14 protein-coding genes and 1 tRNA gene are annotated in these 13,798 nt (G+C 44.1%); 7 read left to right on the top strand and 8 right to left on the bottom strand.

Features of this window, described 5'->3' with window-relative positions; genetic code table 11:
- The first annotated feature begins 73 nt into the window (after positions 1 to 73).
- Positions 74 to 150: transfer RNA gene (locus EV690_RS00675), tRNA-Pro, on the top strand.
- 132 nt (positions 151 to 282) lie between these two features.
- On the opposite strand, the gene EV690_RS00680 is transcribed toward EV690_RS00675, so the two are convergent.
- Positions 283 to 777, bottom strand: a complete 495-nt coding sequence (locus EV690_RS00680; protein WP_131911009.1) for a hypothetical protein — start codon at positions 775 to 777, stop codon at positions 283 to 285.
- A 522-nt stretch (positions 778 to 1,299) separates the two neighbouring features.
- On the opposite strand from EV690_RS00680, the gene EV690_RS00685 reads away from it, so the two are divergent.
- The 6 genes from EV690_RS00685 to EV690_RS00710 are packed head-to-tail and all read left to right on the top strand — an operon-like array spanning position 1,300 to position 8,094.
- The gene (locus EV690_RS00685; protein ID WP_131911010.1) at positions 1,300 to 2,256 is read left to right on the top strand and encodes an AAA family ATPase; all 957 of its coding nucleotides are present in this window, start codon (positions 1,300 to 1,302) and stop codon (positions 2,254 to 2,256) included.
- Positions 2,257 to 3,156: a DUF58 domain-containing protein gene (locus tag EV690_RS00690; protein ID WP_131911011.1), complete on the top strand. Its 900-nt coding sequence runs from the start codon at positions 2,257 to 2,259 to the stop codon at positions 3,154 to 3,156.
- Positions 3,143 to 3,616 carry a DUF4381 domain-containing protein gene (locus tag EV690_RS00695; protein WP_131911012.1) on the top strand — a complete coding sequence of 158 codons (474 nt, stop codon included), beginning with the start codon at positions 3,143 to 3,145 and terminating at the stop codon, positions 3,614 to 3,616. Before EV690_RS00690 ends, EV690_RS00695 begins: the two co-directional genes overlap by 14 nt.
- Positions 3,609 to 4,595 (top strand): vWA domain-containing protein, encoded by a 987-nt coding sequence (locus EV690_RS00700; protein WP_131911013.1) that lies wholly within the window; start codon positions 3,609 to 3,611, stop codon positions 4,593 to 4,595. Before EV690_RS00695 ends, EV690_RS00700 begins: the two co-directional genes overlap by 8 nt.
- A complete protein-coding gene (locus EV690_RS00705) occupies positions 4,595 to 6,469 on the top strand; it encodes a vWA domain-containing protein (RefSeq protein ID WP_131911014.1) in 1,875 nt (624 codons plus the stop codon). The genes EV690_RS00700 and EV690_RS00705 overlap by 1 nt, the downstream gene beginning before the upstream one ends.
- On the top strand, positions 6,466 to 8,094 hold the full coding sequence (locus EV690_RS00710) for a BatD family protein (RefSeq protein WP_165872615.1): 1,629 nt from the start codon (positions 6,466 to 6,468) through the stop codon (positions 8,092 to 8,094). Before EV690_RS00705 ends, EV690_RS00710 begins: the two co-directional genes overlap by 4 nt.
- 249 nt (positions 8,095 to 8,343) lie before the next feature.
- Here EV690_RS00710 and EV690_RS00715 read toward each other — a convergent pair whose 3' ends face one another.
- Genes EV690_RS00715 through EV690_RS00745 form a run of 7 tightly spaced genes read right to left on the bottom strand, consistent with a single transcriptional unit; the run spans position 8,344 to position 13,550 of the window.
- The gene (locus tag EV690_RS00715; protein ID WP_131911016.1) at positions 8,344 to 9,180 is read right to left on the bottom strand and encodes a peptidylprolyl isomerase; all 837 of its coding nucleotides are present in this window, start codon (positions 9,178 to 9,180) and stop codon (positions 8,344 to 8,346) included.
- Positions 9,167 to 9,616 (bottom strand): nitrogen fixation protein NifZ, encoded by a 450-nt coding sequence (locus tag EV690_RS00720; protein ID WP_165872616.1) that lies wholly within the window; start codon positions 9,614 to 9,616, stop codon positions 9,167 to 9,169. The genes EV690_RS00715 and EV690_RS00720 overlap by 14 nt, the downstream gene beginning before the upstream one ends.
- Positions 9,609 to 9,929 carry a nitrogenase-stabilizing/protective protein NifW gene (locus tag EV690_RS00725; RefSeq protein WP_131911018.1) on the bottom strand — a complete coding sequence of 107 codons (321 nt, stop codon included), beginning with the start codon at positions 9,927 to 9,929 and terminating at the stop codon, positions 9,609 to 9,611. Before EV690_RS00725 ends, EV690_RS00720 begins: the two co-directional genes overlap by 8 nt.
- Positions 9,916 to 11,064 (bottom strand): homocitrate synthase, encoded by a 1,149-nt coding sequence (nifV, locus tag EV690_RS00730; RefSeq protein WP_131911019.1) that lies wholly within the window; start codon positions 11,062 to 11,064, stop codon positions 9,916 to 9,918. Before nifV ends, EV690_RS00725 begins: the two co-directional genes overlap by 14 nt.
- Positions 11,065 to 11,076: 12 nt before the next feature.
- Positions 11,077 to 12,276 (bottom strand): cysteine desulfurase NifS, encoded by a 1,200-nt coding sequence (nifS, locus tag EV690_RS00735; RefSeq protein WP_131911020.1) that lies wholly within the window; start codon positions 12,274 to 12,276, stop codon positions 11,077 to 11,079.
- 19 nt (positions 12,277 to 12,295) lie between these two features.
- Positions 12,296 to 13,198 (bottom strand): Fe-S cluster assembly protein NifU, encoded by a 903-nt coding sequence (gene nifU, locus EV690_RS00740; RefSeq protein ID WP_131911021.1) that lies wholly within the window; start codon positions 13,196 to 13,198, stop codon positions 12,296 to 12,298.
- A gap of 10 nt (positions 13,199 to 13,208) precedes the next feature.
- A complete protein-coding gene (locus EV690_RS00745) occupies positions 13,209 to 13,550 on the bottom strand; it encodes a hypothetical protein (protein WP_131911022.1) in 342 nt (113 codons plus the stop codon).
- Between the last annotated feature and the right edge of the window lie 248 nt (positions 13,551 to 13,798).

Below are 13,798 nucleotides of genomic sequence, written 5' to 3' on the forward strand. Positions count from 1 at the left end.
AACCAACTAAATGATTTACCATTATTTTCCCTTGCACTTAAGAAAAAATAGGAGAAAAATAGCGCTGTATTTACGGCGTGTAGCGCAGTTTGGTAGCGCACTTCGTTCGGGACGAAGGGGTCGGAGGTTCAAATCCTCTCACGCCGACCAGTTTCTTGTTTTATCTTCAGTATCTATTCTGTTGCCAATTCACATCATGGTGCTTCATCGGCTAAAACGCTCTGTTTTCGAAATGAAAAAGGGGGCTTAGCCCCCATAAACTCATCCGGATAATTTAATTCATCAGACAAACAATGCGATCATGCCACCAACAGTAGCAGCCGCTTTTAAGAATTGACCCACTTGATATGAGTCACTGTCCTTTTCTTTCGGCGTCGCACTATCAAGCCCTAACGCTCCAGAAGCAAATGACTTGAGGTTATTCTTCCCGTCACTTTTTCCCGTTGCATCCTTACCCTCAACCTTAGTTTTCGCATCCTGCGCTGGCGGAGTATAAGGTTTAGAACTATATATAGCGTTCTTACTGTATGTCAGTGGCTGACTATCCTTCGCGTCCGATGATTTGGACAACGTCACATGCGTTGCAGGTGACGAGGCGCCCCTGCCGGATGGGGACTGCTTGGGATCTAACTTGTCAAAGCTAAAATCACGGCCGACCATCGCATCTTTCTGACTTTGCGATGGCGACACATGAGGTTTAGCAGCGGCTTTTGTCAGCCCATGCAGTTGGTCCTGTCTGATGCCTTGATTCGCTCCAGTAGCACTTCCTATAGGCATTATCCATCCTCCATTCAGGGTCTAACCGACTTATCGACCAGCTCACGAAAAGCTTTAATTCCAATGCCTGGATTTTAGCCAAAAAGTCATCCCCAACAGTATTTGATTCGCTTCATCTACTGTTGACAGCATACATATTGCAAACACCAAGCCAACTTCTTATTCCCTTATGAGAACGGCCTCCGACCCTATTTTTCGACGAAAAAAGCGGCGCAATCGGCAAACATTTGCCGTCCAGCGGCAATTTTTACAATGGATCATTGCAGCAAAATTATCCATCTATTCGATTAAGTTGAACTTTTTGCGTTTTCCTGTTGTCTTGGATAAAGTCTCTGCAGGTTTACGTGACTGAAAAAATGTGTATTGAATGATGTTGAAACTTTGACGATTTTTTCTCTAGCCTATTGTGCTATGAAGAAAAAGACCGTGCGGATAACAAAAATCAGAACAAAACGTTCTTACCCGCACCCCATGAGATAACACATAACAATCACCAATAATTATATTAAGTATGAGGATACGATGGCCCGCCAACAACTTACGTCGTTACGCCACTATTTAAACCAACAGGTTTTAGGGCAGTCAGAATTCATCGAACAATTATTAATTGCTCTGCTTTGTGGCGGTCATTTACTGGTTGAAAGCCCACCCGGATTAGCTAAAACTCGAGCAATTAAAGCGCTCTCGCACATCATTGACGGTAATTTTCAGCGGATTCAATTTACGCCAGACCTCCTGCCATCCGATGTCACGGGGACCGATATCTTTCGTATGCAAACGAACGATTTTGCCTTTCAACGAGGCCCAATCTTTCATAATTTACTACTCGCCGATGAGATCAACCGAGCCCCGGCTAAGGTCCAATCGGCCCTGCTCGAGGCAATGGCCGAAAATCAGGTTACCGTCGGTCAACGTACCTATAAATTACCCAGATTATTCATGGTAATGGCCACCCAAAACCCGCTTGAGCAAGAAGGAACGTATCCTTTACCCGAAGCCCAATTAGACCGGTTTTTATTTAAAATTGAGCTCGATTATCCTGATCGTGAACAAGAGTTAGCAATCTTAGAGCTCAATGATGCTGAAGCACAACATCGCACTATCACGAAACCAACGCCGCTGACTCAAGATCAGCTCTTTCAATTGCGCGATGCGCTCATGCAAGTTCATTTAGCACCAGCGCTTAAACAATATATTGTTGACTTGATCATCGCCACTCGCCACAGCGAACGATACGACAGCTCTTTAGCCAACTGGATTGAATATGGCGCTAGCCCTCGTGCTACCATCGCCCTTGCCCGCAGTGCTCGCGCATATGCGTTTTTGCAAGACCGAGATTTTGTCACCCCTGATGATATTCAAAAACTTGCCCATAGTGTGCTTCGCCATCGGGTGCTATTAAGTTATCAGGCTATCGCACAGGGCGTAACTCCGGATATGGTTATCCAACGACTGTTAGAGCATGTGAGTGTGGCTTAGATGTATCAATTACAACGCCCCTCTCCAATCGAGCTAAGTTTCGACCAATTGTTAGATTGTCGTTTGATCCATTTTAAATCCCTGCGCCGTAATGAACTGACACTCTCTCAGCAGGCCGGTCACCTATTGAGTCGCTATCGTGGCAGCGGTATGGAATTTGACGAAGTTCGACAATATCAAGCGGGGGATGATATTCGCCATATCGACTGGCGAGTTACAGCTCGAACAGGGAAAACACATAGTAAAGTATTCCGCGAAGAACGCGACAGGCCTGTCGTTATTGCTGTTGATCTCAATGCCAGTATGTTTTTTGGTTCGGGAAATAAAATTAAAGCAATGATGGCGTGTGAACTGGCCGCGATTATCGGTTGGAGCACTATCGATAAACACCAGCGAACCGCTTTACAACTGCTCGGCCAACATCCCGAATACACAGATTTAGTTCACACGCGTTCCAACTGGTTGGCTTTGTTACAGCGCTTATGTGAAAGCTATCAGCAGCAGCTCAACCAACTTTCAGAGATTGAGCTGAAAGTACATAATCTGCAAGACTTGCTAATGCATCTTCCCACCGGTGCATCAGTTCATATTATTAGTGATTTTTATCATTATAATGAAACTGAGCTGAGCTATTTACAGCAGGGAATGAAACATCATCTAATAACACTTTGGCAGATTACAGATCCACTGGAGTTTGATCTGCCTGACAACCAATTCGAATCGCTTGCAGTCATCCAAAATCAGCAGCAGGGTATTTTGCCTCTAGCACAAAAAAGCTTCGTTCAAAAATATCGGCAACTTGCAATGCAACGACAAGATCACTTAAACCACATATTTTCTAAGTATCGGTTAGCCTCTCATTCGCTCTCTACAGCTAAGGAGTGGCATGACTACTTCTAATCCCTTAACCGGTTTAAAAAATATTATTCTGCCTTCTCAGCTAGAAACAGGACCACTCGCGCTTGGTTGGTGGATTGTCATAGTCGTGGTGAGCGCACTTTTGGTGGTAGTTGGATATCTACTCTGGCGCTACTGGCGCTCAGGAAAACAAAAAAGGCTCGCATTGGCTGAAATCAAAAAATTCAAAGATCACCCTATTCACTTAGACCAACTCAATAAACTCCTAAAACGCACCGCTTTAGCTTACTACCCACGCGCCCAAGTTGCGTCTCTAAGTGGCAAAGCTTGGTTTGAATTTTTAAATGCGCAAACCCGTAAAAATTACTTTGATGAAGAGCTTATTAATCATTTTATTCAAGACCTCTATCGCAACTCTTCCCCGGCATCCAAGCAACAAATAGCCGCTGCTTGTCAGTGGTTAAAACATGCCCGAATCCACCATTGGAGGCGTCATGGATAACATCACATTTGCTTGGTGGCCGCTGCTTTTTTTAGCGCCGCTGCCGCTTCTTATCCAATGGTTATTTCGTGCGATCCCTAAACAGACTCAGTCGATTTACAATTATAGTTTGCCCTATATGATCACTGAGCGAAAAGCACCACCTAGAGCGTCATTATGGTGGTTAAAGTGGCTTATTTGGCTATTATTACTAACAGCTGCAGCCCGACCTCAGTGGCTTAGCAGTGCCACCGTGCCTATTATTCATCAAGGGCGCAATATGATGATCGCCGTTGATTTATCCGGCAGTATGCAGATCCGAGATATGCGCTTAAATGGCAAGCGTGTTTCCCGACTCGTTGCACTCAAGCACCTATTGGGACAATTTGTCGCACAACGCAAAGGAGACCAACTAGGCCTCATTTTATTCGCTGATCATGCCTATTTACAGTCACCGTTGACCTATGACACGACGACAGTCCAGCACTATGTCTCACAAATGCAACAAGGCTTGGTCGGCAATCAGACGGCTATAGGTGAAGCGATTGGCCTAGCGGTCAAAGAACTACTTCAAGTTCCAGCCAAACAGCGCGTACTAATTTTACTTACCGATGGACAAAACACCGCCGGGGTTGTTGATCCACTCCAAGCAGCCAAAGTAGCTAAAGATAACCATGTGACCATTTATACAATTGGGATTGGTGCTAAACACCTATCTACCCCTACTTTATTTGGGATGCAATCATTTAATCCATCTCAAGATCTAGATGAAAAACTTTTAAAACAGATAGCTAGCATGACTCATGGCCAATATTTTCGAGCAGCAAGTAGTCAACAAATGGCTGAAATTTATAAAAAACTGGATAAGTTAGAACCCATTAAAGGCAAAAAACAATATTATCGGCCTAAACAAGAGCTTTATTTTTGGCCCTTATTAGCGGCCATACTCTTGGTATTAATCTCTCCATTGGCTCAACAGTTTTTAGGAAGGAGAAATTAATGCCGATTCACTTTGCTCGTATTGAATGGCTTTGGCTCATTCCTATCGTTTTGTTCTGGTTATATTGGCACTATCGTCGACACGCTCAGCAGGGATGGTCCAATATTTTGCCACCAGCGATTTCAAACTACTTATTAACCACTAAGCCCAATCAAAAACGCCGCGATTGGCCTTGGATCTTAGGGTCATGGTTGATCATTAGCTGCCTTGCCCTCGCTGGACCAAGCATCCAAAAAAGAAATCTGACTGCCGTCAGTGGTGGCGACGCCCGTGTGTTAGTCTTAGACATGTCTAATTCTATGCTAGCAACCGATGTTAAACCCAATAGACTAAGCATTGCACGTTATAAGGCACTGGATTTAATCAAACAATGGCACGGCGGTGAAACAGGGCTAGTAGCATTTGCCGGAGGAGGCTTTATCGTTAGCCCTATTAGTAGCGATAGTGGAACGCTGGCAAATCTCATTCCGCATCTCAAACCGTCAATCATGCCAGTTCAAGGTTCAAACTTGAAAGCTGGTGTTGAAAAAGCCATCCAGTTATTAAAGCAAAGTGGTTACCAAAATGGCGATATTGTCGTCATTGGCGATAGCACAAATGCATCAAGTCAACAAAGTATTGCTACGGAACTTAAAAATCATCATTATCGGTTCTCATTTTTAGCTGTTGGCACACCACAAGGCTCGCCAATTCCGTTAGCAAATGGACAGTTATTAAAAAATAGTCAAGGCAATGTGGTCATTTCCAAAGTCCAGCTTAAAAATATGCTCCCAGCTTGTAAATCAACCGGTGGCTTGTGTCAATGGATCAGAGCTGACGACCAAGACATCATGCATATCACAGAACTGAGCCATTTAGATCACAGTAATAAAGGTAAACAAACGCAATCGAAACAATTACAGTGGGCAGATGTCGGCTATTGGCTGATTTTACCGCTTTTAGTTTTGTGGCTGTTCCGCTTTCGACAAAGTTCTCTGATTGCATTGGTTTTGTTACTGAATATTCCAACCCCTAATGCCAATGCAGAGAGCCTATTTAAAAATCAAGCACAACAAGCCAATGCGGCATTTCAAGAGAAGCATTACCAAAAGGCCGCGAAATTATTTAAAGATCCCAAATGGCAAGCGAGTGCTTGGTATAAAGCAGGTGACTACCAAAAAGCATTGGATGAATTTAAAAAAGATGACTCGGCATCCGGTTTATATAACCAAGGCAATGCATACGCTCAATTAGGCCAATACGCAAAAGCTCTCGATGCATATAAAAAAGCCCTACGTAAAAATCCGAAATTGCAACAAGCACGAGATAATCAGCAGCTTATCGAACACCTACTGAAAAAACAGCAACAGCAACAGCAACAGCAACAGCAACAGCAACAGCAACAGCAACAGCAACAGCAACAAAATAATAATAAAGCCAATCAGCATACGAAAAAAACAAATGCGCATAACCACTCACAAGGTGGCAAAGGGAAAGATCGCTCCAAGCAAACGCCACAAAAACAGGGCGCGAAACACTCTGGGGCTGATCATAATGCTGCTCAGGCACAAGCTGCTACTCAAAAGGCCTCGCATAACCAAGCTAATTCATCATTAAACTCGCAGACTGCTCGTAAAAATCAACAGCAAAAAGAAAAAGAGCAGCCTGTTACTGCATCAGGTAAAACGAACAATCACAAACCCAATGCAGAGCAGTCTATGTATCGACAAAGCAGTCCTACAGAAAAACAACAGAAACATCATTTGGATCAGAAACAGCTTAAACAATGGCTGAATCAAATTCCAAATGATCCCAGCCTTTTGCTAAAAAATCAGATGCAGATGGAGTACCAGCGTCAGCAGGGTCAACATCAAGCTACGGAGGAAAACTGGTGATTCGTTATATTATCTTTGCATTTATTTTTTTTGTAGCGACCGCACAAGCTGCTAGCCAAGATGTTAACGCTACTATCAGCCAAAATCCTGTTTATACGGGTCAAGCATTTACACTGACCGTTACAGCAAATGCCTCATTGTCCTCTTCTGAATTTGATCGTTCAAAATTGTTACATCATGGCTTTATCGTGGGGCCGACGTCCACCAGTCGACAAATTAACAGTATTAATGGACAAGTCACTCGTCAAACCCAATGGGTAACCACTTTGCTGGTAAGAACGCCAGGTGATTATATCATTCCAGCATTATCCATTGCCGCAAATCAGACCCAACCTATTCATTTTAAAGCCGTTGCTTATCATGGACAAAACAAGCTTCAGCAAAAAGTACAAGTTCAAACCCAATTACTGGCCTCATCCGCTTGGGTAGGACAATCATTACTGTATAAAGCAAAAGTACTAGTCGCAACCAGCCTCTCGAATGCAGATTTTGACCCGCCAACCGCCGAAAATGCCAAAATTAAACGAATTGGCAAAGATCAGCAGCAACGTGAAATTATCGATGGTGTACGTTACCAAACCCTCACTCGTTACTGGTTAATTACGCCTGAAAAAGCCGGAGAGTTAACGATTAAAGGCCCTGAATTAAGCGGTAGTGCGGGGATCGTCGATCCTTCCTTTGGAATGAACCAAGAACCTGTCGATGTCATAGGAGCAAGTCAAAAAATAAGAATTCAGGCGATTCCCCACGGATTTCAACAACCTTGGCTAGGGGCACAGAAGGTAACAATTGATGATCAATTATCCCCTAAGAATAGCAATCCAAAAGTTGGCCAAGCGATAACCCGTACCATTACAATCACGGCTCAAGGTGCAGGCATTGCACAATTACCAAAACTGAAATTTAATTATCCATCCGGACTCAGAGTCTATCCGGAGAAACCAGTCGACCACTTATTTATTAAAGACGATCATTTTTACGCACAACGGCGCTATACCATAGCCATCATCCCAACCCATTCAGGAAAATACACAATTAAAGGTCCCACATTAACTTGGTGGAACACCCATGAAGAAACAGTGCAATACAGCAAAATTAAGCCAATCACACTGAATGTTGCCAATGTAGCTGGTGCACCATTGTCCAGTGATAAGAACGCCCCTAACCAAACATTGACAGCCAGTTCTGCTAGCGCAGCAAAGAGCAACTCTCACCAAGGGCATCTGTGGTTTTGGGTATGGGTCGTGACCTGTCTTATTTGGGTGAGCCGAGAGCTTTTGGGTTACTATTTGGGCAAGAAATCAGTACCGCACCAATTAAAGCCGCAACCAGATGAAAGCAACACAGAACAGTCTAGTTCTTGGCACAGATTTGAGAATGCGGCTAAAGCATGTCAGAGCAAACAGGCAGAACGCGCACTGCGTCAATGGCTCGCTCATCAGGATCCGTTGACTCAAGAACGTCTCAAACCATTGTTAGCAGAACTAGCTGCTATGGCTTGGCATCCTGATAATAGTGAAGAACCCTGGGATGGCGTCAGTTATTTAGAGCGGATCAACAAGACTAAACGTCAAGCCGCTTCTACTAAGCATCAAAAAGGAGAGTTGCCGCCTTTAAACCCTTAAGCGGTTCAACGTTACTTTATGAAATGACACCTTAAAATTGGGTATTTCGGTTAAATAAATTCTAAGGCTTGGTTCGACATTATATCAGACTCAAGCCTTTGAACATGCTCCTAGCGGTTATACTCATGTCCTCACTAAGTTAAGCGCTCATGTTCAGTAGCAGCAGGTAAACTTGCTAAAAAATTTTAAGTCCCTTTTCTTGAAAGTACCATGTGAATGGTAAAATTCACTCTGATATATAGGGAACCGCTAACTCAGAACTTTTTTAATAAATTGCCGCTGTGCCTGCTTCTGTCGAGCAGTTAATAACTGCTCGAATAATTTATCTCGAATACTTTCAAAGCTTAGCTTTTGGCTTGGGTGGTGAGCTTCGCAGCAGAGAATATGCAACCCCATGGGCGATTCGACGGGGCGACTCATTTGCGATTCATTTAGCTTAAATGCCACCTGCTCTAGTGCAGGATAAAGCTGGCCTCGAGTCAGAGTTCCCAATTTGCCTTCATTTAACGCCGATGGACATTCAGAATAGTGCAGCGCCTTATCCGCAAAACGATCTGGATGTTGGCTCAACTCGTCAGCAAGCGACTCCATCCAAGGCAAAAGATTCTCCAATCGGCTTTGCTCTTGAGTATCATCCGTGATCCGCAAAATATGGCTCAAGGTGACCCGTTCAGCTTGTTCAAATTGCTCTGGATGTTCTTGGTAAAACAGCATTAATTCATCATTTGAAGGTTCACTTACTGAAGCACTGATCTCGACCAATACAGCATCAGCTTTGAGCGTTTGAGCTAGGCTTTTTCTTAATAACGATTCATCAAGGTGAAGATAATGCCGCGCCTTTTTATAATCATCCTTGGACTCAAACAGACCCACAAGCTGATTCAAAGCACACTTGATTTGCCCAGAACTAATTTCACTTTGACTCTGCTTAGCAACGCGTTGCTCAATCAGTTGGGCCTTTTGCAGCTGCGCCATTAATTGCTGATATTGATCAGAAGATAACTGCTGAGGCAAGCAATGATAACGTTCCATTGAATAACGCAAGAGAGGATAACGTAAGTTTGCTTCGATATTAACTGGATTCATCAGCAGCCTCTAACAATGACTCACCAATCAGATATAATTTATCATCACCAAAATTCACCTGATAATGAATATTCTGCTCATCACGTTCAACGCGCAGAATTTGGCCAACCGCACCGTGCTCAACACGTAATTGCCCTTTCACACTTAAGCCACAGAGGGTGCGAACCTTCTGCTTAAATTCAAACCGACTTGGCCACCATGGCTCAGAGCCTGCCAGTAACTCATTCTCACGCATCCCAACCGCATAACCATACTCAGGGAAAAACACACTATAAATAACATCTGTTTGTAAAAACACACCCATTTCACGCACCTCACCAATGGTGCCTTTTTTGACAATCAGCGAGCCTCGTTCTGCATTGGGAAAGCTACCATCGTTATAAACGCGTTTAATAGCACGAACCTCATCTCCAATAGAAAATGCATTGTTACTCATCGTCATCCTCCACTAAAGAACTGAAACTCACTCGGCTAGGACGCAGCCGTTGATAGACTGCCAGTGGTGAGTGGCTGGCTATTTGTTCTTGCGTCTGAGCTTGATAGGCTTGCGAGAGTAGCTCACCGGCAGTTGCAAATGCGGCATCCGCTTGTACATGTGCAACATTTGCAATGCGCTGATTAAAGTCTTTTAAAATATGAAGTTGGCGCCCGTTTAACCGCTCGATTTCATAGCTGACATGGAAAAAGTCAAAAAACTCCTGTCCTGTAGTTAAATTTTCGACACCCGGAATTTGATTAAACCACTGCATTTAGCCTCCCAGAATGCCCACTTAGGCGGTTATATAGCGCTAGTAAATCATCGTTAGTCATTGGCCGTTTATGAGCCTCTGCCCAAACCCGAACTTCAGGTAAAATCACTTGAAAATGCGCATCATCAAGTTTAATTCCCAATTGTTCATACGCCCACTGCAACGCATGACGACCAGAGTGTTTACCGATAACCAGTTGATGCTCACGACCCAAGATCGCCGGGTCAATTCCCTGATAATTATTAGGATCTTGCAAAATAGCCGCAACATGGATACCTGATTCATGGGTAAATACCGCATCGCCAACAATCGACTTTCCTTTTGCAATCGACCGATTGGCAGCTTTGCTGACGTACTCGCAAATCTCAGGGAGCATTGCTAATTGGTAATGGCTAGATAATTGCGATTGCTGATATTGCACCATCAAAATCTCTTCTAATGGCGCATTTCCTGCCCGCTCACCAATGCCTAAAACCGTCGTATTCACACTAGTTGCGCCTGAGCGAATCGCAGCTAAAGTATTGGCAGTTGCCATTCCCAGATCATCATGCGCATGCATCTCAACAGCAAGCGAGCTATTGGCTTTAATAATACCGATCCATTGCTGGGTACTAAATGGGTCTAAAATACCGACCGTATCGGCAAAGCGAACCCGTTTGGCACCCGAATCCTGTGCCACAGCTATCACATCAAGCAGCTCATCAACTTTTGCTCGGGACGCATCTTCCAAGCCGATGCTGACCTGAAGTCCTAGTTTTAAAGCTTGCTCAATACTTTTGCTCAGTTGGCTTTTAAGCTGTTCGAAACTCAAATGCAGTTTAAATTGGCGCTGCTGCACCGAAGCTGGTATCGATATATCAATCCAATCAACGTCCAATGAAGCGGCAGCTTGAATATCACTGCTAAGCAAACGGCTCCACACCATCATGCTGGTCGAAGGACACAAACTGCGAATCAACCGAATGGTCTGTTGTTCACTTGAGCCCATTGCAGCGACCCCCACTTCTAACTGCTCAACACCCAACTCAACTAGCAATTTAGCAATCTTGAGTTTTTCATTTCGACTGAAGGCAACGCCAGGCGCCTGTTCTCCGTCACGAAGCGTTGTATCATTTACGATTAAAGCATTTTCCATGGCCTTCTCCGCCTAGCCAAATGCAGGAATAAAGTCACTTCCGCTATTTTGTTGCTGCCAATATGGAGAGATTGCTCGAAGCCGCTCAATAATAGGTGGCAAAACTTCTAGAACTTTATCAATCTCGCGTTCACGGGTATAACGCGACAGTGCAAATCGAATACTGCCATGGGCTGCTGTTTGCGGGATATTCATCGCCCGCATCACATGTGATGGTTCCAGCGAACCAGAGGTGCAAGCACTACCGCTAGAGGCCGCAATACCATATTGATTTAACATCAAAAGGATCGCCTCACCTTCAACATATTCAAACGCAATATTCAGTGTATTTGGCGTGCGATGTTCAACATCGCCAGTCACATAGCAATGGCTAATCGCCGTAGTTAAGCCCTGTTGGAGTTTATCGCGTAATCTGGCGACTTCAGTTGAGAGAGTACCAAGATGCATTTCAGCTAATTCAGCGGCTTTACCAATACCAATCATTCCAGTGGTGTTTTCTGTGCCTGCTCGGCGACCTCGTTCCTGATGGCCACCGCGTAACCAAGGCCGGAATTTTAATCCCCGACGAGCATACAAAACTCCCACACCTTTAGGTGCATGAATTTTATGTCCGGACATCGAAAGCATGTCAATATCCGTATCTTTAAGATTAATGGCAACTTTTCCTGCTGCTTGAACCGCATCGGTATGAAAAACAATGCCAAATTCTTTGGCCATAGTTGCCATTTTTTCGACTGGGAAAATGGTTCCGGTTTCATTGTTTGCCCACATAATGCTTACAATTGCGACATTTTCGCTCAGCAATTGTTGATATTGCTCTAAGTCCAATCGGCCTTTGCCATCCACCGGTAAATAGTGAATTTTATAGCCTTCTTCGCGCTCTAAATACTCACATAACTGCAAAACAGCAGGATGTTCAACAACCGTTGTAATAATTTCACGACGTTCTGGATAAGCAGTAATTGCGCTACGAATCGCCGTATTATCTGACTCACTTCCACAAGAGGTAAAAATAATTTCACTATCAAATTCAGCACCCAATAGCGATTGAACTTGAGCTCTAGCTACAACTAGCGCTTTTTCAACTTCATCACCAAACTGATGAATCGATGATGGATTACCATAATACTGACTAAAATAAGGCATCAAGGTATCAAGAACGACCGGATCAACTCGAGTTGTCGCATTGTTATCTAAATAAATTCCAGACATATCATTCTCCTTTAACCTGTTACGCAGTTTGTGCTGATGGTTCCATAGCAACGTTGACTAACCGATAATAATGGCCTAACTGCTCCATCAATTGCTGAGATAACCAACCAAGAGTCATGTCAGTCATCATGCAGCCCTGACAATTCCCCGAGAGCATGACAGCAACTTCATTGCCGCGCACACCAACCAGTTCTATATCGCCGCCATCGGCCTGCAGAGAAGGACGTAATTTTTCAACCACTTTGGCAACAGCAGCCAACGTTTTTTGATCCTGTTTATTGGCAACGACAATCTCAGGATGAGTTTCGGCAGTTGTGGTTGCTTTTCCAGTTGCCACTTCAGGTTGTTCATCTTCCATCTTGATTTTTGCCAACAACGCTTCGATTTTTTCATGGCAGCTAGCACAAGCCCCCCCCGCTTTGGTGTAATTAACCACTTCGGCTAAGGTAGTGAGATGGTTGGTTCGAACCGCGCGGGTGATCATGCCTTCATCTACCGCAAAGCAGCGGCAAACTAACGCTCCCTCTTCTTGCTCATGTTGTTCGATGGTTTCACCACGAAATTGAGCAATCGCAACATGTAACGCTTCTTGCCCCATCACTGAACAATGCATTTTTTCAGCAGGAAGGCCATCGAGATATTTAGCAATATCTTGGTTCGTGACTTTACTGGCCTCTGCTAAGGTGTGACCAATAATCATCTCCGTTAATGCCGAAGAAGAGGCTATGGCACTACCACAGCCAAACGTCTGAAACCCAGCATCTTCAATCACATCTGTTTGCGGATTAACTTTCAACATCAGACGCAGCGCATCGCCACAACTCAGTGAGCCTACATCGCCGACGGCGTTTGCATTTTCGACCACTTTGGCATTTCGTGGATTAAAAAAATGATCTTTTACTTTTTCGGAATAATTCCACATCACAAGCTCCTTATTGGTTGATAGCGGTGTCCATTTGGCGCCAATTGCACTCTGGGCTTGAACACGCACACTCTGCCAGTTTTGGTTTAATGACCAGTGCCGGTTCATTGGCAGCAAATTCAATATCAAGCTGAATTGAAACCACCTGTTTGAGCAAATCAGCACTAATCCAAATCGTCAATCCATCGAGATTTTCCTGGCGATCATCAAGCTCACAATGAGTGCGCAACTTAGCTTTTACACTAATCCCCTGACAACGATTTCCAACCCCGTAGAATCGCAATCCTCGCTCTGGATAATCCTGAGCCAGACGCAGCAGGTAAGATTTAGCGTGTTCGGTTGCTACAATCACGTTCGCTCCTTCAAAACTGGTTTACGTCATGTGTTGCAAATCACGAACCAAAATAAAAACTATTTAAAATCAATTAATTAAAGTGAAACAATAATGAGAGCATGAGACAAGTTGTCGGCTTTGTGACAGATACGACAAAAATCATTCTCACAACTAGGGACTGTTGATCTTTCGTGGTGGTTTTTTGAACGGCATGGTAAAGGGTTATAATTTGCTTCGCCAAAAGTAAAACCATGAACCAATACCAT

Source organism: Celerinatantimonas diazotrophica, assembly GCF_004339545.1.
GTDB classification, from domain to species: domain Bacteria; phylum Pseudomonadota; class Gammaproteobacteria; order Enterobacterales; family Celerinatantimonadaceae; genus Celerinatantimonas; species Celerinatantimonas diazotrophica.